This window comes from Nonomuraea sp. NPDC001684 (genome assembly GCF_053596515.1).
The window spans coordinates 1-20,995 of record NZ_JBSFGJ010000135.1 but is presented as its reverse complement, the minus strand read 5'-3'; the positions used below and the strand labels follow the sequence as shown (position 1 = coordinate 20,995).

Annotated in this window: 21 protein-coding genes; 11 read left to right on the top strand and 10 right to left on the bottom strand. The window is 70.5% G+C overall.

Annotation, left to right across the window (positions count from 1 at the left end):
• Window positions 1–120 precede the first annotated feature (120 nt).
• The 4 genes from ACWCSD_RS23720 to ACWCSD_RS23705 all read right to left on the bottom strand — a co-directional run bounded on the left by ACWCSD_RS23720 (window position 121) and on the right by ACWCSD_RS23705 (window position 4,091).
• Window positions 121–1,059, bottom strand: a complete 939-nt coding sequence (locus ACWCSD_RS23720) for an ABC transporter ATP-binding protein (RefSeq protein WP_358293827.1) — start codon at window positions 1,057–1,059, stop codon at window positions 121–123.
• A complete protein-coding gene (locus tag ACWCSD_RS23715) occupies window positions 1,049–2,047 on the bottom strand; it encodes a branched-chain amino acid ABC transporter permease (protein ID WP_364390627.1) in 999 nt (332 codons plus the stop codon). Before ACWCSD_RS23715 ends, ACWCSD_RS23720 begins: the two co-directional genes overlap by 11 nt.
• A 16-nt stretch (window positions 2,048–2,063) precedes the next feature.
• Window positions 2,064–3,221: a branched-chain amino acid ABC transporter permease gene (locus ACWCSD_RS23710; RefSeq protein ID WP_397162111.1), complete on the bottom strand. Its 1,158-nt coding sequence runs from the start codon at window positions 3,219–3,221 to the stop codon at window positions 2,064–2,066.
• A 519-nt stretch (window positions 3,222–3,740) separates the two neighbouring features.
• The gene (locus ACWCSD_RS23705; protein WP_387645449.1) at window positions 3,741–4,091 is read right to left on the bottom strand and encodes a PaaI family thioesterase; all 351 of its coding nucleotides are present in this window, start codon (window positions 4,089–4,091) and stop codon (window positions 3,741–3,743) included.
• 131 nt (window positions 4,092–4,222) lie between these two features.
• Between ACWCSD_RS23705 and polA the strand changes: the two genes are divergently transcribed.
• From polA to rpsA, 3 genes are all read left to right on the top strand, one after another.
• Complete coding sequence (gene polA, locus ACWCSD_RS23700) at window positions 4,223–6,913, top strand: DNA polymerase I (RefSeq protein WP_387666587.1); 2,691 nt, start codon at window positions 4,223–4,225, stop codon at window positions 6,911–6,913.
• A gap of 161 nt (window positions 6,914–7,074) precedes the next feature.
• On the top strand, window positions 7,075–8,130 hold the full coding sequence (locus tag ACWCSD_RS23695; RefSeq protein ID WP_449917900.1) for a polysaccharide deacetylase family protein: 1,056 nt from the start codon (window positions 7,075–7,077) through the stop codon (window positions 8,128–8,130).
• A gap of 192 nt (window positions 8,131–8,322) precedes the next feature.
• Window positions 8,323–9,804, top strand: coding sequence for a 30S ribosomal protein S1 (gene rpsA, locus ACWCSD_RS23690; RefSeq protein ID WP_352358288.1), 1,482 nt, complete (start codon window positions 8,323–8,325; stop codon window positions 9,802–9,804).
• Window positions 9,805–10,175: 371 nt separating this feature from the next.
• On the opposite strand, the gene ACWCSD_RS23685 is transcribed toward rpsA, so the two are convergent.
• A complete protein-coding gene (locus ACWCSD_RS23685) occupies window positions 10,176–10,925 on the bottom strand; it encodes an SDR family oxidoreductase (protein WP_358293819.1) in 750 nt (249 codons plus the stop codon).
• 146 nt (window positions 10,926–11,071) lie between these two features.
• Window positions 11,072–11,812: an SDR family NAD(P)-dependent oxidoreductase gene (locus ACWCSD_RS23680; protein WP_449917897.1), complete on the bottom strand. Its 741-nt coding sequence runs from the start codon at window positions 11,810–11,812 to the stop codon at window positions 11,072–11,074.
• Between the two features lie 120 nt (window positions 11,813–11,932).
• Here ACWCSD_RS23680 and ACWCSD_RS23675 point away from each other — a divergent pair, with 120 nt between their 5' ends.
• Window positions 11,933–12,532 carry a TetR/AcrR family transcriptional regulator gene (locus ACWCSD_RS23675; RefSeq protein ID WP_449917894.1) on the top strand — a complete coding sequence of 200 codons (600 nt, stop codon included), beginning with the start codon at window positions 11,933–11,935 and terminating at the stop codon, window positions 12,530–12,532.
• A 108-nt stretch (window positions 12,533–12,640) separates the two neighbouring features.
• Here the strand turns inward: ACWCSD_RS23675 and ACWCSD_RS23670 are convergent, their stop codons facing one another.
• Window positions 12,641–12,847 (bottom strand): 4-oxalocrotonate tautomerase family protein, encoded by a 207-nt coding sequence (locus ACWCSD_RS23670; protein WP_358293814.1) that lies wholly within the window; start codon window positions 12,845–12,847, stop codon window positions 12,641–12,643.
• A 138-nt stretch (window positions 12,848–12,985) separates the two neighbouring features.
• A complete protein-coding gene (locus tag ACWCSD_RS23665) occupies window positions 12,986–13,720 on the bottom strand; it encodes an SDR family oxidoreductase (protein WP_449917890.1) in 735 nt (244 codons plus the stop codon).
• Between the two features lie 109 nt (window positions 13,721–13,829).
• On the opposite strand from ACWCSD_RS23665, the gene ACWCSD_RS23660 reads away from it, so the two are divergent.
• From ACWCSD_RS23660 to ACWCSD_RS23645, 4 genes are all read left to right on the top strand, one after another.
• On the top strand, window positions 13,830–14,534 hold the full coding sequence (locus tag ACWCSD_RS23660) for a TetR/AcrR family transcriptional regulator (RefSeq protein WP_449917887.1): 705 nt from the start codon (window positions 13,830–13,832) through the stop codon (window positions 14,532–14,534).
• 901 nt (window positions 14,535–15,435) lie between these two features.
• Entirely contained in the window at window positions 15,436–17,016 is a 1,581-nt protein-coding gene (locus tag ACWCSD_RS23655; RefSeq protein WP_449917886.1) for an alpha/beta hydrolase, read from the top strand.
• 98 nt (window positions 17,017–17,114) lie between these two features.
• Window positions 17,115–17,570: a GNAT family N-acetyltransferase gene (locus tag ACWCSD_RS23650; RefSeq protein WP_397162104.1), complete on the top strand. Its 456-nt coding sequence runs from the start codon at window positions 17,115–17,117 to the stop codon at window positions 17,568–17,570.
• Window positions 17,571–17,757: 187 nt separating this feature from the next.
• The gene (locus tag ACWCSD_RS23645; protein ID WP_449917907.1) at window positions 17,758–17,985 is read left to right on the top strand and encodes a hypothetical protein; all 228 of its coding nucleotides are present in this window, start codon (window positions 17,758–17,760) and stop codon (window positions 17,983–17,985) included.
• Here ACWCSD_RS23645 and ACWCSD_RS23640 read toward each other — a convergent pair.
• Window positions 17,971–18,543 carry a TetR/AcrR family transcriptional regulator gene (locus tag ACWCSD_RS23640; protein ID WP_397162103.1) on the bottom strand — a complete coding sequence of 191 codons (573 nt, stop codon included), beginning with the start codon at window positions 18,541–18,543 and terminating at the stop codon, window positions 17,971–17,973. The genes ACWCSD_RS23645 and ACWCSD_RS23640 overlap by 15 nt on opposite strands.
• A 72-nt stretch (window positions 18,544–18,615) precedes the next feature.
• Here ACWCSD_RS23640 and ACWCSD_RS23635 point away from each other — a divergent pair, with 72 nt between their 5' ends.
• From ACWCSD_RS23635 to coaE, 3 genes are read left to right on the top strand one after another with little or no spacing between them, the layout of a single operon-like run.
• Window positions 18,616–19,188 carry a dihydrofolate reductase family protein gene (locus ACWCSD_RS23635; RefSeq protein WP_449917884.1) on the top strand — a complete coding sequence of 191 codons (573 nt, stop codon included), beginning with the start codon at window positions 18,616–18,618 and terminating at the stop codon, window positions 19,186–19,188.
• 27 nt (window positions 19,189–19,215) lie between these two features.
• Window positions 19,216–19,374: a hypothetical protein gene (locus ACWCSD_RS23630; protein WP_358293803.1), complete on the top strand. Its 159-nt coding sequence runs from the start codon at window positions 19,216–19,218 to the stop codon at window positions 19,372–19,374.
• 48 nt (window positions 19,375–19,422) lie between these two features.
• Window positions 19,423–20,025: a dephospho-CoA kinase gene (gene coaE, locus ACWCSD_RS23625; protein WP_364331190.1), complete on the top strand. Its 603-nt coding sequence runs from the start codon at window positions 19,423–19,425 to the stop codon at window positions 20,023–20,025.
• Window positions 20,026–20,042: 17 nt separating this feature from the next.
• On the opposite strand, the gene ACWCSD_RS23620 is transcribed toward coaE, so the two are convergent.
• On the bottom strand, window positions 20,043–20,948 hold the full coding sequence (locus ACWCSD_RS23620) for a WD40 repeat domain-containing protein (RefSeq protein ID WP_449917904.1): 906 nt from the start codon (window positions 20,946–20,948) through the stop codon (window positions 20,043–20,045).
• Window positions 20,949–20,995 lie beyond the last annotated feature (47 nt).

The window sequence follows — 20,995 nt, the reverse complement described above, 5'->3', positions numbered from 1 at the left end:
CCGGCAGGTAGCCGGCGATCAGCTCGTCGCACCGCAGCACGGCGTCTTCGGCGCCTTCCAGGTGCGCGGTGCGGTCGGTGACGGCCGCCTGCGACTCGGGGGCGGCCTCGGGGGCGTCGCTCACTTCTGCGTCTCCTCTTCGATCTCGGCCTCCAGGGCCGCCTCGGCCTCGTGGAGCTGCGACTCCAGCTCGGTGTCCGAGAGCGGGGCGTCGTGGTGGGCGCCGAGGTAGGCGTCGATCACGCGCTCGTCCGACATGATCGTGTCGGGCGGGCCCTCGGCGATCACGGCGCCCTGCGCCATGACGATCACCCAGTCGCTGATGTCGCGGACCATGTCCATGTCGTGCTCGACGAACAGCACCGTCATGCCCTGCTCGCGCAGGTCCTTGACGTGGCCGAGCAGCGACTGGGTCAGGGCCGGGTTCACGCCCGCCATGGGCTCGTCCAGCATGACCAGCTCCGGCTGGACCATGAGGGCGCGGGCCATCTCCAGCAGCTTGCGCTGGCCGCCGGACAACGAGCCGGCGAAGTCGTCCCGCTTGGCGCCCAGCTTGAAGCGTTCGAGGAGCTCCTCGGCGCGGACGGTGATCTCGTCCTCCTGGCCGCGCCACATCGACGGGATGAGCGCCCGCCAGAACGTCTCGCCCTTCTGCCGCTGGGCGCCCAGGCGCATGTTCTCCATGACGGTCAGGCGGGACAGCGCCTTGGTGAGCTGGAAGGTGCGCACCATGCCGGCGCGGGCGACCTTGTGGGCCGGCACCCCGCTCATGCTGCGCCCGTTGAACGTCCACGAGCCGGAGTCGGCGGTGTCGAAGCCGGTGAGCTGGTTGAAGAAGGTCGTCTTGCCGGCGCCGTTGGGGCCGATCAGCGCGGTGATGGAACCCCGCTGGATCTCGACGTGGGCGACCTCGACCGCGGTCAGGCCGCCGAAGCGGCGCACGACGTTGTCGACGGTGAGGATCGGGTCCGGCTTCGGCACGCCCGGGTCGCGGGCCAGGTCCTTGAAGGCGGCCAGCGCCGCGGCCTTGCGCTCGGTGGCCGTGGTTTCAGCGTGCATTGATTGCTATCTCCCTCTTGTCGCCGAAGATGCCCTGTGGCCGGAAGATGAGCAACAGGACGAGGCCCAGGCCGACCAGGATCCAGCGGACGGCGCCCACCTGGTTCGTGTCCATGAAGGTGATGATCCCGGCGCCGACGGCCTCGGACAGCACGCCGTAGATCAGGACGAGCAGCACCCAGAAGATCGACGCGCCCACGACGGGGCCGAGCACGCGGGCGGCGCCGCCGAGGATGACCATCGTGTACGCGTAGAACGTCGTCTCGGTGCCGAAGATGTCGGGCTGGACGGAGGCGTAGGCCAGGCCGTAGATGAAGCCGCCCAGGCAGCCCACGACGCCGCCCAGGATGAGCGACTGCATCTTGTAGGAGAAGACGTTCTTGCCGAGGCTGCGCACGGCGTCCTCGTCCTCGCGGATGGCCTTGAGCACGCGGCCCCAGGGGCTCTTCATCAGCAGGTAGACCAGCCCGCAGCACAGGGCGATGAGCACCCAGCCGACGGTCAGCACCCACAGCACCCGGTGGTTGAAGAACAGGGGGATGGAGCCGAGGTTGAAGCCGTACTGGCCCTCGGGGTAGGGGTTGAGCGCGTAGAAGCCGTCGGAGAAGCCGCGCTGGCCGTCCGAGCCGCCGAAGACGCTCTTGAAGGCCACCGAGCGGAACACCAGCCGGACGATCTCGGCCGCCGCGATGGTCACGATGGCCAGGTAGTCGGCGCGCAGCTGGAGGGTCGGGATGCCGAGCAGGATCGCCAGGAGCACCGCGGCGAGCAGGCCGACGATGATGCCGACCCAGAACGGCAGGCCCATGACGGTGACGGTGACGGCCAGGCCGTAGCCGGCCACGCCCATGAACGCCGCCTGGCCGAAGTTGAGCAGGCCGGTGTAGCCGAATTGGATGTTGATGCCGATCGCGGCGAGCGCGTACAGCACGGTCTCGACGCCGACCGCGGACTTCAGCGTCGTGCTGATGATCGTGATCCAGTCCATTCTGATCCTCCCCCGATCAGCCGATTCGCTCGCGGCGGCCCAGGATGCCCTGGGGCCGGACGAGGAGCACGATGATGAGCACGACCAGCGCGCCGACGCTCTTGAGCTCCGGCGGCACCCACAGGGTGGAGACCTGGATGAACAGGCCGACCACCAGCGAGCCGACCAGCGCGCCGAAGGCGGTGCCGAGCCCGCCGAGCGTGACGCCGGCGAAGATGAGCAGCAGGATGTCCTGGCCCATCGTGTACTTCAGGTTCTGCGAGAGCCCGAGCATGATGCCGGCCAGCGCCGCGATGGCGCCGCCCAGGGTCCAGACGATCCGGATGACCCGGTCGACGTTGATGCCGGACGAGGCCGCGAGCGCGGGGTTGTCCGACACGGCCCTGGCCGCCTTGCCGGTACGGGTGCGCAGCAGCGCGAAGCCGACCAGGAGCAGCACGGCCAGCTCGATGCCCATCGCCACGAAGTTCTTGGGCGCCGCGGAGATCGGCCCGACCTCGATGCCCGGCTGGGCCGTGTACTGGGCGTAGGCCTCGTTCTGGCCGCCGAAGAAGATCAGCATGACGTAGCGCATGACCAGCGCGACGCCGATGGAGACGATCATCATGGCGACGATGCCGGTGCCGCGCCTGCGCAGCTGGCCCCAGAAGAGGCGGTCCTGGGCGTAGCCGAACGCGCCGCCCAGCGCCACGGCGAGCACCGCGGCGGGTATGAGATGGAGGCCGAAGCCCACGTTGAACATGTAGGCCAGCACCGCGCCGAGCGTGACCAGCTCGCCGTGGGCGAAGTTGGTCAGGCCGGTCGTGCCGTAGATCAGCGACAGGCCGAGCGCGGCCAGGGCGATGATCAACCCGAGGTTGAGCCCCTCGAAGGCGAGCTGCGCCGCGGTGTCCCAGACGCTGCTCTCCCCGCTGTCGTCTGCCTGCGGCTGCCCGGCGACGCCCTTGGCCTGCAACGCGAACAGCACGGTCGAGCAGTTGCCCTCGAAGACGGTCGGCGTGCGCACGTTGCTGCCGCCGCGCACCTCGGCGTTCTTCGGAAGGGAGTTCGGGTCAAGGGTGACCTTGAACTTGCCCTTGTCGGTAGGAACTTCCCACGTGCCCTGTGCGTTTGTTGTGACCTCCTTGACGGGTTGTCCGCCCTCGGTGGTCACGGCGATTTTGACGCCGTTCACTGGCTGGCCTTGGAGTTTGAGCGTCCCCTTCAAACCCTGGCATCCGGCCGGCCCCGCCTGCGCGGGACTGGCCAGCAGGAAGATGAGTCCACCCAGGAAGGCCGTGAACGCGATCACGGCTCTGCGCAATGGTGCTCCCTCAAATAGGTCAAGGCGGGGTTGTACCCCTCCATCTCGACACGCGCGCATCGCAGGCACAACTGGGATGCAATGGCGGGAGCTTATTCCGCAGACGCCCGTTTCAGTATGGTTCGTCACCAATTAGTGACATGCGTGTGCCACACATGTGAGCAAACAACGCGGCAGGTCAGGGGCTAAATGAGGGAAGACGCCTGGCCCACGCCGAAAACGAAACGGTAACGATGGGGAGAAAACGTGGACGAGCCCGCGGGGCGGCCTTTGGGGCCATGTAGGGCTTCCCCGGCCGCACACGTTATCTACCGGGCCTCCCCGCGGGCTCTGTTCGGACAACCGTAGCGATCGATGGGGCCGCTGCGCAAAGGTTCGGTCAAAGTGACGTCAGGGGCGCTGGTCGCGCAGCATGCACGTCAGTCTGGAGGTGCACACCCGCCGTCCCTCCTCGTCGGTGATCTCGATGTCGTACGTCGCCAAAGTGCGTCCGCCGTGCAACCGCGTCGCGACCCCGGTCACGTACCCGGAGGTCGCCGAGCGGTGGTGGGTGGCGTTGATCTCGATGCCGACGGCGATGCGGCCGGGGCCGGCGTGGATCGCCGCGGCCACCGAGCCCAGCGTCTCGGCCAGCACCGCCGACGCGCCGCCGTGCAGCAGGCCGTAGGGCTGGGTGTTGCCCTCGACCGGCATCCTGCCGACGACGCGCTCGGGCCCGGCCTCGACGAACTCGATGCCCATGCGGTGGGCCAGCGTGCCCTCGTGCACCGCGCCGTACGCGGAGAAGTCCAGCGGATCGGTCTGCGTCAAGGGGATGTCTCCACTCTTCCGAGCTCGGGTTTTCTGTCGTTGACGCAGACTAGGCTGCGTACGTGCCGAAGAGTGAAGTGACCCCCAGCCGCCCGTGCCTGTTGCTGCTTGACGGGCATTCCCTGGCCTACCGCGCCTTCTACGCGCTCAAAGACGCCAACCTCATGACCACCGACGGTCAGCACACCGAGGCGGTCTACGGGTTCACCTCGATGCTGACGAACATTCTGCGCGACGAGCAGCCGACCCACGTGGCGGTGGCCTTCGACCGGTCGGAGCCGACGTTCCGCCACGAGGAGTACTCCGACTACAAGGCCAACCGGAGCGAGACGCCCGAAGACTTCCGCGGCCAGATGCAGCTCATCTACGAGCTGCTCGACACGCTGCGCATCCCGCATCTGTCCAAGGCGGGCTTCGAGGCCGACGACCTCATCGCCACCCTGGCCACCCGCGCGGCCGGCGACGGGATGAACGTCCTGATCGTCACCGGCGACCGCGACGCCCTGCAGCTCGTCGACGAGCACGTCACCGTGCTGATGACGCGCCGCGGCATCAGCGACATGACCCGGTTCACCCCCGAGGCGGTCGAGGAGAAGTACGGCCTGACCCCGGCCCAGTACCCCGACTTCGCCGCCCTGCGCGGCGACCCCAGCGACAACCTGCTGTCCATCCCCAGCGTCGGCGAGAAGACCGCGGCCAAGTGGGTGCGCGAGTTCGGCTCCCTCACCGCGCTGGTCGACCGCGTCGACGAGGTCAAGGGCAAGGTCGGCGACAAGCTGCGCGAGCACGTCGCCCAGGTGCTGATGAACCGCCGCCTGACCGAGCTGCTGCGCGACGTGCCGCTCGACGTCGAGCTCGGCGACCTCACCCAGGGCGCGTGGGAGCGCGAGGAGATCAACAAGCTGTTCGACACCCTGCAGATCCGCGGCGAGCTGCGCGAGCGCGTCTTCAAGGTGCTCGGCACCGGCGAGGCGGAGCCCGAGCAGGGCTTCGAGGTCGAGACCGTCATCCTCGGCCCCGACCGGGTGGCCGGCTGGCTGGCCGCGCTCCCGCAGGGCCGCGCCGGGCTGGCCTTCAAGGGCTCCTACGGCAGCGGCTCGGGCCGCATCGACGGCATCGCCGTCGCCTCGCCCGACGGCACCGCCGCCCACATCGACCCCGTCAAGCTCACCGAGGCCGACGAGGCGGCGCTGCGGGCCTGGCTGGGCGACGAGAGCAGGCCCAAGGCCGTCCACGATGCCAAGGGCCCGATCCTGGCCCTGTGGGCCCAGGGCATGGAGCTGCGCGGCCTCAGCTGCGACACCGCGCTGGCCGCCTACCTCGCCATGCCGGGCCAGCGCACGTTCGCGCTGGAGGACCTGGCCAGGCGCTACCTCCACCGCGACCTGCGGGCCGAGGAGGAGTCCGGCGGCCAGGCCGCCCTGTTCGGCGACGACGAGGACGCGCCGGCCAAAGACCTCGCGCTGCGCGCCCACGCCGTGCGCGAGCTGGCCGACTCCCTTGAGGGCTTCCTGGCCGGCCGCGGCGGCACCCAGCTCCTGGCCGACGTCGAGCTGCCGCTGCTGTCGGTGCTGGCCGAGATGGAGCGGGCCGGCATCGCCGTCGACAGCCAGTACTTCGCGGGCCTGGAGGCCGAGTTCGGCGCCGCGGTCAAGCACGCCGTGGAGGAGGCCCACCGCTCCGTCGGCGAGCAGTTCAACCTGGGCTCGCCCAAGCAGCTCCAGGAGATCCTGTTCACCCGGCTCAACCTGCCGAAGACCAAGAAGATCAAGACCGGCTACAGCACCGACGCCGACCAGCTCGCCTGGCTCGCCACCCAGACCGAGCACGAGCTGCCGACGATCATGCTGCGCCACCGCGACCAGCAGAAGCTGCGCACCACGGTCGAGGGCCTGATCAAGGAGGTCGGCGACGACGGGCGCATCCACACCACGTTCAACCAGATCATCGCCGCCACCGGCCGCCTGTCGTCGGAGAAGCCCAACCTGCAGAACATCCCGATCCGCACCGCCGAGGGCCGCCGCATCCGGCAGGGCTTCGTGGTCGGCGAGGGCTACGAGCGGCTGCTGACGGCCGACTACAGCCAGATCGAGCTGCGCATCATGGCCCACCTGTCCGGCGACGAGTCGCTGATCGAGGCCTTCGAGTCCGGCCACGACTTCCACCAGGCCACCGCGGCCCGGGTGTTCGACCTGCCGCCCGAGCAGATCGACAGCGAGCTGCGGGCGCGCATCAAGGCGATGAACTACGGCCTGGCCTACGGCCTGTCCGACTTCGGCCTGTCCGGGCAGCTCAACATCCCGGTCTCGGAGGCGCGGGCGCTGAAGGAGGAGTACTTCACCGAGTTCGGCGGCGTGCGCGACTTCCTGCAGGCCATCGTGGCCCAGGCGCGCACCGACGGCTACACCGAGACGATCATGGGCCGCCGCCGCTACCTGCCCGACCTGACCAGCGACAACCGCCAGCGCAGGGAGATGGCCGAGCGCATGGCGCTCAACGCCCCCATCCAGGGCTCGGCGGCCGACATCATCAAGGTCGCCATGCTCCACGTCCACCAGGCCATCGCCGAGGAGGGGCTGGCCTCGCGGATGTTGCTGCAGGTCCACGACGAGCTGGTGTTCGAGGTCGCGCCGGGCGAGCTGGAGACGCTGCGGCAGCTCGTGTGCGACCAGATGAACGCCGCCTACCACCTGCGCGTTCCGCTGGAGGTCTCGGTGGGCGTCGGGCGTACGTGGCAGGACGCCGGCCACTGACGATGTTTATCCCGACACGGCGGGGCAGTCCGACATATCGCGAACGGCGTGGCCCCGCCGTCTCCGGGGCTTCTCGTCTACGCTGATGACAGTTTGGCCGAGATGTCGGGAGATTTGTGCGGGTACCAGCGTCCTTCACGCGGATCATCGCAATCGCGAACGTGGCCGTGGTGACCGTGGCCGTCGTCGGGCTGAGCCTCTTACCTGATGGTGAGACTCCTACTACCCAGGCGTCGGCCCGGGTCGGCGTGATCGCCCCCGTCTCACCCCCGCAGGGGCAGCCGCAGGACACCTCCCAGCCCCCCGGCGTGGTCGCCACCCCCGAGTTCGCCCGGCAGGTGCGCGCCAACGAGGCGGGCCTGGTGCCGGTCATCATGTACCACCGGATCCTGCGCAAGCGCGTGGCCTCCATCGACCGCACCCCCGCCCAGCTCAGGCAGGAGCTGGAGAAACTGGCCAAGCAGGGCTACGTGCCCATCACGGCCAGGGAGTTCGCCACCGGCGACATCCGGGTGCCGGCCGGGCGGTTCCCGGTCGTGCTGACGTTCGACGACGGTCACCCGAGCCACTTCGCGCTCGACGACGCGGGCAACCCCGAGCCCGACACCGCCGTCGGCGTGATCCTCGACGTGGCCGCCCGTTACCCCTCGTTCCGGCCGGCCGCGACGTTCTGGATCACCCGTGAGCCGTTCGGGCTGCGCGACCAGGAGCGGCAGGCGGCCGCGGTGCGGTGGCTGGTCGATCACGGCTTCGAGGTCGCCAACCACACCTGGTCCCATCCGGACCTGCGGCGGCTGGGCAAGAAGAAGGTGCGCGAGCAGATCGTCCGGCTGGAGCGCCTGCTGAAGAAGCTGGGGGCGCCGCCGGACAAGACCCTGGCCCTGCCGTACGGGTCGCTGCCGCGGCCCAAGAAGCTCGCCCGTACCGGCTCCTGGGACGGGACCCGCTATGATTTCGCGGGCGTGTTCCTCGCCGGGGCCCAGCCGTCGCTTTCGCCCTTCGCGAAAAACTTCGACCGTGGGGCGATCCAGCGGATCCAGAGCAACGGCAAGCGGGGAGAGTGCCGCAAGTGGTGCTCGCAGTACTGGCTGGAGTGGCTGAACAAGCACCCTGGCGAGCGCTACGTCTCGGACGGCGATCCCACGCGGATCTCCGTCCCGCGCAGGCTACGGGGTAATATCAACCCCAAGCGGGAGTCCCAGATCATCGGGTACTGATGTGCCTCCGGATTGACCCCGTGGCCAAGGTCTCATATGCTGATCGCTGCGCTGTGGGCTCGCGCGCGCCTCAGACGGAGCGGGCTCGCGCTCGGTCACGTCGATGTCGTAATTCCTCGGCTTGATGCGGAAGAGGGCCTGCCGCGCATCCGCCACATCGACATCCTGTCCGCGTTCGGAGCAATTCCACACATGACGTCCAGCACTGAGGCCACCTCGAGCACCCCGCAGGTAGCGGTCAACGACATCGGGTCCGAGGAAGCCTTCCTCGCAGCGATCGACGAGACCATCAAATACTTCAACGACGGCGACATCGTCGAGGGCACCGTCGTCAAGGTCGATCGAGACGAGGTCCTTCTCGATATCGGCTACAAGACCGAGGGTGTCATCCCCTCGCGCGAGCTTTCGATCAAGCACGATGTCGACCCTGCTGACGTCGTGGAGGTCGGGGAGCACGTCGAAGCCCTGGTTCTCCAGAAGGAGGACAAAGAGGGCCGCCTGATCCTGTCCAAGAAGCGCGCCCAGTACGAGCGCGCCTGGGGCACGATCGAGAAGATCAAGGACGAGGACGGCATCGTCACCGGTACCGTCATCGAGGTCGTCAAGGGTGGTCTCATCCTCGACATCGGCCTGCGCGGCTTCCTCCCCGCCTCCCTGGTCGAGATGCGACGGGTCCGCGACCTGCAGCCGTACGTCGGCCGCGAGCTCGAGGCGAAGATCATCGAACTCGACAAGAACCGCAACAACGTGGTTCTCTCCCGCCGCGCCTGGCTGGAGCAGACGCAGTCCGAGGTTCGCCAGACGTTCCTCAACACCCTGCAGAAGGGCCAGGTCCGCAAGGGCGTCGTCTCTTCGATCGTCAACTTCGGCGCCTTCGTCGATCTCGGCGGGGTCGACGGTCTGGTCCACGTGTCCGAGCTGTCCTGGAAGCACATCGACCACCCGTCCGAGGTCGTCGAGGTGGGCCAGGAGGTCACGGTCGAGGTCCTCGACGTCGACATGGAGCGCGAGCGCGTCTCCCTGTCGCTCAAGGCCACGCAGGAAGACCCGTGGCAGCAGTTCGCCCGTACCCACCAGATCGGCCAGGTCGTGCCGGGCCGCGTCACCAAGCTGGTGCCGTTCGGTGCGTTCGTCCGGGTCGAGGAGGGCATCGAGGGCCTGGTCCACATCTCCGAGCTGGCCGAGCGCCACGTGGAGATCCCGGAGCAGGTCGTCCAGGTCGGCGACGAGATCTTCGTGAAGATCATCGACATCGACCTCGACCGTCGTCGCATCAGCCTCTCGCTGAAGCAGGCCAACGAGGGTGTCGGCACCGAGGTCGAGTTCGACCCGACCCTCTACGGCATGGCGGCCACGTACGACGACCAGGGCAACTACATCTACCCCGAGGGCTTCGACCCGGAGACCGGGGAGTGGCTCGAGGGCTTCGACAAGCAGCGTGAGGAGTGGGAGCGGCAGTACGCCGAGGCCCAGACTCGCTTCGAGGCTCACCGCAAGCAGATCGAGGAGGCCCGCAAGGCCGAGGCGGAGGCCGGCGAGGCCGCTCCCTCGTCCTACAGCGGCGAGACCGCTCCTCCGTCGGGCAGCTCGTCGTCGGCTCCGGCCAGCGGCGCGCTCGCCTCTGACGAGGCGCTCGCAGCCCTCCGCGAGAAGCTCGCGGGTGGCCAGAGCTAAGGCTCAGCCTTGAAAGGCCCCGCACGGGTTTCCGTGCGGGGCTTTTTCATGCCCTTCTCCGGGACGGGCCTCGCGTGGAGCCTTGCCGTAGGGGGCTCGCCGGGGTGGTCATGAGCTGGGCCGCCGTGACGGCGACGGCCTGGTGGTGCTCGTGCCGCCGGCGCGACTCCGACATCGACACACCGTGCCGGAGCGATCTCCTTGAGCAGGAGGTCGTCCTCCGAGACCACTCTCACCGGACGCCGCTCTGCGAGCAGGGGGATGGCCGCGCCCGAGCGGAGGTCGTGGCCGCCTCAGGCAAGATCAGCGATACGACGACACGCTCGCTGATCCGCGCAGCCAAGACCGTCGGCAGGCCGCTGACATGGAGGTCAGTAGGCGAGTTCCCCGATGCCGCCATCGACGCGCAGGACGGTGCCGGCGGTGTAGGCGGACTCGTCGGAGGCCAGGTAGACGGCCGCCTTCGCCACCTCGGTGGTGGTGCCGATGCGATGCAGGGGCACGGTCCGCCGGAGTTCGTCGTAGATGGCGGCCTGTCGCTCGGGGCCGAGCGACTTGAACGCGTCCGTGAGGGTCGGCCCCGGGCTCAGCCCGTTGACCCGGATGCCCCGGTCCTTCAGCTCATAGGTCAGCCCGCGGGAAAGGGACAGCAGGCCCGCCTTGGCGGCACCGTAGACCGCCGCGTTCTCGTGCCCGACGTAAGCGGAGACCGAGCCGACGAGAATGACCGAGGCCTGCTGTGACAAGAGCGGAAGCAAAGCTCTGACCAGGAAGAACGGCCCTTTGAGATTGGTGGCGACGAGCGTGTCGAACGCCTCCTCGCTCCATTGCTCGATCGGGAGATGGGTGACGTCGGCGGCGTTGCTCATCACGATGTCGAGCTTCGGCCATTCCTGCTGCAACCGCGCCGCGAGCGCCGCCTGGCCGGGGACGTCGCCGGCGTCGCTGACGATGGGCAGCAGCGGGCCGTCCAGTTGCCGGGCGGTCTCGGCCAGCCGTTCCCGTGAGCGGCCGGTGATCGCGACAATCGCTCCCTCGGCGAGGAACTGACGGGCTGTCTCCAACCCGATGCCGCTGGTCCCGCCGGTGATCAGTGCATGCTTTCCTGCGAGACGACCCATGGAAGTCATCCTCCTGACTGGCTCATGGCGCATGGTTGTGGTGATGATGACGGGCCGTCCCCCCATCGTGAGGCACCCGCCATCGTGAGGCACCCGCCAGAGGCCGGCCCGTACTGCGGACGTGGCTCTGGCCGGTGCGTTCGGGGTCAGATGGCGGTGCGTCCGCCGTCGGCGGCCACGACGGCGCCGGTCACATAACTGGCCTGGTCGCCGGCGATGAAGGCGATGACGCGAGCGACCTCGGCCGGAGCGGCGGCGCGCTTGAGCGCGGTCGTCAGGCCCATGCCGCCGATGTCCGGTCCCATGACCGCCACCACCTTGGAGGTGGTCATCGGGCCGGGCGCCACGGCGTTGACGCGTACGCCGGAGGCGGCGAACTCGGCGGCCCAGGTGCGGGTCAGGGACTCCAGCGCCGCCTTGGTGGCGCCGTAGACCGCCATCGGCGGCATGCCCAGGCCGGCGGCGGTGGAGGTGACGTTGACGATGCTGCCGCCCCCACCGGCGGCCATCTTCGGTGCGAGCTGGGCGACCAGGATGAACGGCGCGCGCACGTTGACCGCGAAGGCCGCGTCGTAGGCGGCGAGGTCCTGGTCGGCGGTCGCGCTGAACGGGACGACACCGGCGTTGTTGACGAGGATGTCCACCGCCCCGGCCTCCTCGGCCAGCCGCCGCACCGCCTGCGGGTCGGCCAGGTCGGCGCCGATGAAGCGTACGGAGCCGGTCGCGCCGGTCCGCACGTCGTCCACGACCTGGGCGCCGCGGCCGGGGTCGGTGCCGGTGATGATCACGTCCGCCCCGCCGGCGGCGAGAACCTTCGCCGTGGCGTGCCCGAGCCCGCCGATGGCGCCCGATCCGGTGATCAGCGCCGTCTTGCTGTGAAAGTCCATGGGGTTCTGCCTCTCCGCCGGTGCGAGCGCCGGCGACTTCTGTGCGGTCGTTCAATAAGTCGCTCGGCCTTCAACGTACAGACTTTTGTGCAAGCGGTCAAAAAGTCGTAACCTGGGCACATGGCACGGACAGGACGCCCTCGCGCATTCGACAAGGACCAGGCGCTGCAGCGCGCGCTGCTGCTGTTCTGGTCGCGGGGCTACGGAGAGACCTCCATCCAGGACCTCGTCGAAGCGCTGGATCTGGAGCGGGGCAGCCTGTACGGCGCCTTCGGCGACAAGCGGCAGTTCTACCTGGCGGCGGTCCAGCTGTACTGGGACACCTACGAGCGCGAGCTGATCGCGGCGCTGGCATCCGGGCCGGTGCTGCCGGCGCTGCGCGAGGTGCTCGCCAACCCGGCCCGGACGCAGGAGTACGCCTCCGAGGCCGGCGTTCCGCAAGGGTGCATGATCGGCAACACCACCGCCGAAATGGTTCCGCAGGATGCCGAGGCCCGCGAGATCGTCGCCCGGTCGCACGACCGCTTCACCCGGATCGTCACCGACGCCCTGCGCCGCGCGCAGGCCGACGGCGAGGTCGCCCGGGCCGCCTCCCCCGAGGCCCAGGCGCAGCTCCTGCTGTTCACCGTCCAGGGCCTGTCCCTGGTCTCCCGCGCAGGACTCGACACCTCCGTCGCGCTCGCCGCCGTGGACGCCCTGATCGACGCCCTCCGCGCTTGATCCGCGGCCTCCGGGCCCACCCGACCCCAGGTGCGGTTTCTGCGCTGGGGGCCGGGGTGAGGTTCGGCGGTGGGACCGGGCCGGGGGCGGCCCGGTGTCCCGGACGGGTCAGCTGCGGCCGAGCATGTCCGCGGTGAGGATGTTGCCACCCAGACCCCAGCCGCCGTCCGGAACCTCCTCCAGGAGGACCAGGGTGGTGGCCCGAGCTCGTTCTCCGTAGACGGTGGCATAGGCGTCGGTGACTGCGTCGATGAGCTTCTTCTTGGACTCGGGGGTCAGGGTGTCGGCGGGAACCTTGAGGTTGGCGAACGGCATGTCGGTTTCCTTTCGTGTGGGGATTCAGAGTGAGGCGGCGGGTGCCCGGAGGTGAACGCGCCGGGCACGACGATGGCGGTCCCATGCCGAACCCGCTGGAGGCCCCGGTGGCGACGATGGCCTGTCGCGCGGCGGCCATCAGATGATCCCGCCGTTGGCGCGCACGACCTGGCCGTTGATCCAGTGCCCGGCCGGGCTCGCCAGGAAGGCGACGACCTCGGCGATGTCCTCGGGGGTGCCGAGCCGTTCCAGCGGCGGCTGCTTGGCGAGCTGCTGGATCGTCGCCTCGGTCTTGCCGTCGAGGAACAGTTCGGTGGCGGTCGGGCCCGGCGCGACCGCGTTGACCGTGATGTTCCGCCCGCGCAGTTCCCGGGCGAGCACCAGTGTCATCGCCTCGACGGCTCCCTTGCTGGCGGCGTACGCCCCGTAGCCCGGGAACTGCAGGCCGACCACGGAGGTGGACAGGTTGACGATCGCGCCACCGTCGCGCATGCGGCGCGCGGCCTCCCGGGCCATCACGAACGCGCCGCGGATGTTGGTGCGGTGCAGAGCGTCCAGCTCGTGAAGGTCGAGGTCGGCGATCGGGGACAACGACAGCCGCCCCGCCGAGTTGACGACCACATCGACCCCGCCGAAGGACTTCTCCGTCGCCTCGAACATCTCCGCGACGGCGTCTTCGTCGGCCACGTCGGCCTGGACCGGGATCGCCCGGCCGCCGGATGCCGCGATCTCCTCGACCACCTGCGCCGCGGCGGAGGCCGACCCTTGGAACCCCACGGCGACCGCACAGCCCCGTGCCGCCAGCGCCACCGCGATCGCCTTGCCAATCCCGCGGGAGCCGCCGCTGACGACGGCCACACGCTGGTCATTCATGGAAACTCCCTGGTTCTAGCAGTGATACGGATTCTCCGTATCGGCGTTACGAGAATCGACGGTAGCACAGTTCGTATCGCCGCTACCGATTGGCGCTATCATCGATCGCATGGCAGAGACGGACGCGCTCCGCGCGGCGATGATCGAGGCCGCGGAGCGGCAGCTGGCGTCGTCCTTGGACCATGAGGTGGCCACGCGCGCGGTCTGCGAGGCCGTCGGCGTGAGCCAGCCCGTGCTCTACCGGTTGTTCGGTGACAAGCGCGGGTTGCTGGACGCCGTCGCCGACCACGGCTACGAGCAATATGCCGCGCTCAAGGCCGCCCAGGAGCAGACCGGCGACCCGGTCGCCGACCTGCGCGCCGGCTGGGACGGCCACATGGCCTTCGCCCGGGCGAAGCCGGCCCTCTACCAGTTGATGTTCACTCCGCGGCCGTGGTCACACTCGACGGCGCGAGATCGCGTGATGGACCTGCTGGTGGCGGCGCTCACGCGGTGCGCGGCGGCGGGGGCGCTGAAGGCCGAGCCGCAGACCGCCGCTCAGCTGATCCTGTCGGCGAACGTCGGCACCGCCCTCGACCACATCGCCAGACCGGCTCTGTTCGACGACCCCGCGCTGTCCCACCGCATGCGAGACGCCGTGTTCTCGCACGTCCTGACCGGGCCGGCCGCTCAGAACGACGCCGACCCGCTGTACGCCGCCGCGCTGCGCCTGCACGCACAACTCGATCTCACCGGGACCGAGGCCCTGGAACCGGCCGAGACCGCCCTTCTGCGGCGATGGCTTGAGCGCATCACGCAACCCGTCCGAGGATGACGGCCACGCTCAAGAACACGCTGCCCGCTCGGTCGCCGGCTTTCGCGGCGTAGCGCCCCGCTGCCCGGGTTCGCCTTCTTCGCCGTTTCCTGACCAGGTATGGACGGCAACGACGCGGAGGCGCTGGTGCCACCCTGGCATGTGGCGCGTCGCGTCCCTCAAGAGTGGCCTGTGGCGGGGAGGCTGAGCCGCAGGGGGGCTGGGCGGCCCTTGAGGGTCTGATTACAGCCGATCTGTCTTTTCCCTCCTCTGACCCGAGCGGGGTTCTGTGAGGGGACGGGGGTTCGGTGGCACGGAGAATCGCCGAGCGGGCGCGAGATTTTACCCATCGACCTTTTACGACTTCTCTACCTGCGAAGACGGCCGCTGGGAAACTGACATGCGGCTGGAGGTACGAGCGTTCGGGGGCGATGCGGTGCGTATGGTTCGGCGCGTGATCCCGGTGGTGGCGGCGGTCACCGTCCTGGTTCCGGCGGCAGGCGGGGGAGTCGGGCAGGCGATGCGCCTGGTCGCCTCGCCGACCCCATGGCCGGAACGCGACGTGACCGAGCTCGCGGAGCCGCGACCTGAGGCGGCCTGGCCTGAGAAGCCCAGGCAGGACACGGCCGGATCGGCTGGGGCGGACGTGGGGGCGACCAGATCGGCAGGCTCGGAGTTCGGAGCGGCCGGATCGGCGGCGTCGGAGCTCGGGACGGCCGGATCGGCGGAGTCTGAGCTTGGGGCGGCCGGATCGGCGGCGTCTGAGCTTGGGACGGCCGGGTCGGCAGGGCAGGGGCTCGGAGCGTCGGAGCTCGGGGCGGCGGGGCCGCAGGAGCGGGGCGTTGCCGGGGCGGTGCGGCCGGCGCCTGGGCGGGAGAGGCTCGTCTGGTCCGAGTGCGGCGGCGGGCTGCGGTGCGCCACGTTGCCCGTCCCCGCCGACTGGGCCAGGCCGCGCGAGGCCCGCGTGGCCGTCCGGCTCGCCATGATGCCCGCCCAGGACCCGCTGCGGCGGCTCGGCGCGCTGGTGGTCAACACGGGGGCCGCATCGGTCGTCCGAGAGGTCGTGGCGCGGCCGGACGCCGTGGGCGAACTGGCCAGGTGGTTCGACGTCGTGCTGGTCGAGGCGCGCGGGGCCGGGGATGGGGGGCACGCGGGGGCGTGCCCCCGACCCCGGCCGGACCCGGCCCGGCTGCAGGTGGCCGAGGGGCGGACGGCCTGGCGGGCGTTCGCCCGGGACAACGCCGTCCACGACCGGGCCTGCCGCGCCGCGCTCGGGCCCGCCTACGCCGGGCTGACGTCCTGGCAGGTCGCCCACGACCTCGATGCCGTACGTGCCGCGCTGGGGGAGTCGCGGCTGCGCTATCTCGGCAACGGCTACGGGAGCGTGTACGGGCAGGCGTACCTGGAGCTGTTCCCCGGCCGGGCCGGGCGGATGTACCTGGAGGGGCTGCCCGACCACACCGAGACCGGGCTCGAACGGCGGCTGCTCGCCCACGCCCGCGCCCAGGAGCGGCAGCTCGGGTACTTCCGCGACTGGTGCCGGAACCGCCCCGGCTGCCCGCTCGGCCGCGCGGACGCCGTCCGGGTGTTCGACGGTCTGGTCAGGCGCGCGCCTCTGCGGCTCGGTGGCGGCGAGCGTACGGTCAGCGGGCACGAGATCGCCGCCGCCGTATGGGCGGGCCTCACGCCCGCCCGGTGGCCGGCGCTCGCGCAGGCCCTCTCCAGAGCCCGAACGGGCGACGCCACGGGCCTGACCGCCCTGCTCCCCGCCGAGCCCCCACAGCCCACCCCTCCGGGCCCGACGGCAGCCACCCCCGGCCCGGGCCAGCCGCCCCCCGCAGGTACGGCCGGAGCCCGCCTCAGCGCGGGCCAGGCGGCCTCTGGTACCGCGGCCTCTGGGGCGGTGGCCTCTGGAGTGGCGGGGGGAGGCGTCCTGTCCGATGCGCGGGCGGCTTCAGGGGCGGCGGGGGCGGTGTCGCAGCCTGGGGAGGCGGTTCCCGGTGTGGTGGGGGGAGTGGCGTCCGAGGTGGGGGAGGTGGGGCCGGCAAGTGCGGAGGGGGTCAGGTGGTGTCATGACTTCGGGTTGGCGGCGCCCGGCTATCGCCAGTTCCTTCAGATGGAGGCGCGGCTGCGGAAGGCGGCCCCACGGGTGGGGTGGCTGAGCGGGCGGGCGGAGGTGGCCAGGTGCCTGGGGGCGGCACGCTCGCCGGGCTGGGCGCCGCACCCGTTGCCGGCCGGGCTCAAGGTGCCCCCGGTGCTGGTCGGCGTGGGACGGCTGGACAACGAGACGCCGTCCTCCGGGGCGGCAAGGGCGGCCGGGCAGATCCCCGGGGCGAGGGTCCTGTGGCACGGGGACGGGCAGGGCGCGTACCTGGCGCAGGGCGTGAGCAGGCTGCGCGCGGCCTGTCTGCGTACGAAGGTGCACGACTACCTGGTCAACGGCGTCCTGCCGAAGCAGGGCACGTTCTGCCCTGGGGAGCTCACGGCGGGCAACGCTCCTTAGCCGGCAGCGCGAGAGGACCGTCCAAGGCCGGGCGGCGGGCGGTCGGAGGGCGGGGAAGTCGGCGGTGGCGGTGGGAAGGCAGCAGATAGGGTGCTGGCGTGAAGATCGAACGGGCGGTGGCGGCGGACGCGGGCGAGATCCTCACCCTGCAGCGGGCGGCGTACGTGAGCGAGGCCCAGCTCTACGGCGACCCCTACATCCCGCCGCTCGTGGAGTCGCTGGAGCAGGTGCGCAAGGCCGTCGAGACGGGCGTCGTGCTCAAGGCCGTGGACGCCGGCCGGATCGTCGCCGCAGTGCGCGGGCAGGTGGCCGGCACCACCTGCCTGGTCGGACGGCTCGTGGTCGCGCCCGACCGGCAGGGGCAGGGGCTCGGCACGGCCCTGCTCGCGGCGCTGCACGAGCAGGTGCCGGAGGCGGGCGCGTTCGACCTGTTCACGGGGCATCTGTCGGAGGGGAACCTGCGGCTGTACCGGCGGCTCGGCTACCGCGAGACCCGGCGGGAGCGGATGGACGACCACCTCACCCTGATCCACCTGCGCCGCAGCCCAAACTGATCGTTTCCCCGGGGGCCTGTCCGGTGCCCGACGCCACGGCGTCCGGGCAGGCGGGATCGCGGTGATTCCGGGGGCGAAGAGCTCGCCTCGCGGCCCGTCTCATCACCCAGGACGCCATGACGGCTCCCGAGGGGAGCGCCACCGACCCGAGAGGTGAGCAGTCGCAGACGGGTGACCGGGCAGGGTCCTGGACGTCACCGGCGACGGCAAGGCCGAGGTCGTCGCAGGCGCCCCGGCCCAGAACGGCCGCGCGGGCAGGCCCGTCGTCCTGGGCGGCTCGTCCGGCGGCGTCTTCGCCACCGGCACCCAGGTCTGTGACGCGGACCAGTTCGGTCGCCTTCGGCAAACTCCTGGCCCGGTGAACGCCCGCCCGGACCGGGGCTGGCCGGTCCGGGCGTTGTCAGCCGTTCAGTGATCTCCGCACGGCGGCGTCCACGAGCTGGCGGACCTCCTGCTCGCTGAAGATGTCCGGCAAGGTCAGCCGTTCGACGATGAGCCAGTTCAGGGCGAGGTAGAGCAGGACCACCGAGGTCGAGTCGCCGGGCAGGCCGGACGTCGCGTGGTAGCCGATGTTGGCGTCGATGTCCTCGCGGATGCGCTTGGTGAGCACGGCGCGCAGCTCAGGGCGCCGGGTGGACTCCAGCCGCAGTTCGAGCAGCGCCAGGTAGCCGGAGTTGAAGGCGGTGACCCGGTCCACCAGCTCGTGCATGAGCTCGGCGTAGCGGGTCTCGTCCTGCACGCCCTCCTGGCCGCGGGCGAGCGTGGCCTCGTCGGGCAGCAAGCGTTCGTAGATGCGTCCGCCGACCTGGGTGAACAGGTCGTCGCGGTTGGCGAAGTAGTTGGAGGCCGTGCCGGGGGGCACCGCCGCCTCGGCGTCGACGGCCCGGAACGTCAGCCCGCGCGCTCCTTCCCTGGCCAGCACCTCGATGGCCGCGTCGATCAGCGCCTGCCTCCGCTCGGGGTTCTTCCGCACTTGACACCACTCCAGACGTAGTACTATGTTCAAACCACTTCAGTCATAGTACTACAGCAGGAGTTGCTCCGAATGCGAAAGCTGGTCTACTACGTCGGCGTCTCCCTCGACGGCTACATCGCCGGGCCCGGCGCCGAGTTCGACTTCTACCCCGTGTCCGCCGAGATGGCCGACTGGATCAACACCCGCTATCCCGAGACGCTGCCCACCCACATCCGCAGGCTCGTCGGCCTTGAGGGCGTGCCCAACAAGGTGTTCGACACCCTGGTGATGGGCCGCGGCACCTTCGAGCCGGCCCTGGAGGTGCCCACCACCAGCCCGTACTCCCATCTGCGCCAGTACGTCGTCTCCAGCACGCTGACGATCGACGACCCCACGGTGCACGTGGAGAACGGTGACCCGATCGAGCTCGTCCGGCGGCTGAAGGCCGAGGACACCGGCATGGACATCTACCTCTGCGGCGGCGGCAAGCTCGCCGGCTCCCTGCTCCCGGAGATCGACGAGATCATCCTCAAGCGCTACCCCGTGGTGGCCGGGGCGGGCATCTCCATGTTCGCCGGCCGGTTCAGCCCCACCCTGTTCACCCCGACCAGGCGCGAGTCCTTCGACAACGGCGCCCAGGTCACCTGGCTCACCCGCGCCTGACACCCACCCCCAAAGGAGGAAAAAAGTATGCAGATCAAACTTCCCGCCACGATCACCCAGGCCAAGTCCGACCAGCAGGCCCGCTCTCCGCACCGGCACGACCAGCCGGCGCGCGACCTCAAGCCCACGGGCCGGGCCAACCCCTCCCGCCGTCCGACCGCCGCGCCGCGCCGCGGCGGGTACTGAGCGAGCCGGCGGGATGACCGGGTACGCCGGGATGGGTAGTCTTTTCCGGTGCTGAAGATTGGGCTCACCGGCGGCATCGGCTCCGGCAAGAGCGAGGTGTCCAGGCGGCTGTCGGCCAGGGGCGCCGTCGTCATCGACGCCGACAAGATCGCGCGAGAGGTGGTCGAGCCCGGCACGGTGGGGCTGTCCCGGGTGGTGGCCGCGTTCGGGGAAGGGGTGCTGCGCCCCGACGGCTCGCTGAACCGGGAGCGGCTGGGCGCGGTGGTCTTCGCCGACCCCGACCGGCTGGCCGCGCTCAACGCGATCGTGCATCCGCTGGTGGGGGAGCGGGTGGCCGAGTTGCAGGGCCAGGCGGCCGACGACGCGATCGTGGTCTACGACGTGCCGCTGCTCGTGGAGAACAAGCTGGCCCCCATGTACGACGTGGTGATCGTGGTCGACGCGGCCGACGAGGTGCGGATCCGGCGCCTGGCCGACCACCGCGGCATGCCGGAGGCCGACGCCAAGGCCCGCATCGCCGCCCAGGCGAGCCGGGAGGACCGCCTGGCCGCCGCCGACCTGGTGATCCCCAACGAGGGCTCCCTCGACGACCTGGAGGCCCGGGTCGACGAGGTCTGGCACGAGCTCGTACGCCGCGCCGCCCGCGGATAGTAGTCACCCGCCTGCGGTCAGAAGGGCGAGTCGAGCGGCACCTGACTCACCTCCGGCAGGTACGGATCCAGCTCCCCCAGCTCGAACCGTGACATCCCGATGACGTGCCAGAACTGCCCGCCGGGCTCGCCGTGCACCTTGTACCGCCCGTCCGGCGCCAGGGCGGCCCAGCCCTCGGGCAGCCCCAGCAGCGTCGCCCGCCGCTCCCCGCCCTCCCAGAGGATCACCACGCCGTCGTCGCCGGCGCTGGCCAGCAGGTCGGACGTGGGGCTGTAGGCCACCGACCACACCCGGCGCGCGTGCCCGGTGAGGGTGTGCAGCAGCTGCCCGGTCGCGGTCTCCCACACCCGCACGGTCATGTCGTCGCCGCCGGTCGCCAGGTGGCGGCCCGTGGCGTCGAAGGCCAGGCTCCACAGCCGGCCTTCGTGCTGGGTGAGCGTGTGCGCCAGGCGCGGCTGCCAGGGCTGCCCGGGCCGCAGCTCCCACACCAGCGCGCGGCCGTCGTTGCCGGCGCTGGCCAGGTAGCGGCCGTCGGGGGAGAAGGCCACGGAGTACACCCGGTCGGTGTGGCCCTCCAGCGTCGCCACCCGGCCGCCGGAGGAGACGTGCCACAGGCGGACGAGCTTGTCGTCGCAGCCGGTGGCCACGTAGTCGCCGAGGGGGCTGAAGGCGATCGAGCGCACCCGCCCCCGGTGGTCGACCAGGTCGACGGCCATGCGGCCGGTCGGCCGGTACCAGATCTTGACGCTGTCGTCGTCGTTGGCGGTGGCCAGCATGTTGCCGTCGGGGCTGAACGCCTCGGCCCACACGTGGTCGGTCTCGGCGTGCAGCTCGCGCTCGTAGTCGCCGGTGGTGGCGTTCCAGAAGTGCACGCCGCCGTCGTTGCTGGAGGTGGCCAGCACCGGGCCGGCGGGCGAGAACAGCGCGGAGATCAGCCGGTCGGCGGCTGCGGGAGTTCACCGGCACCGCC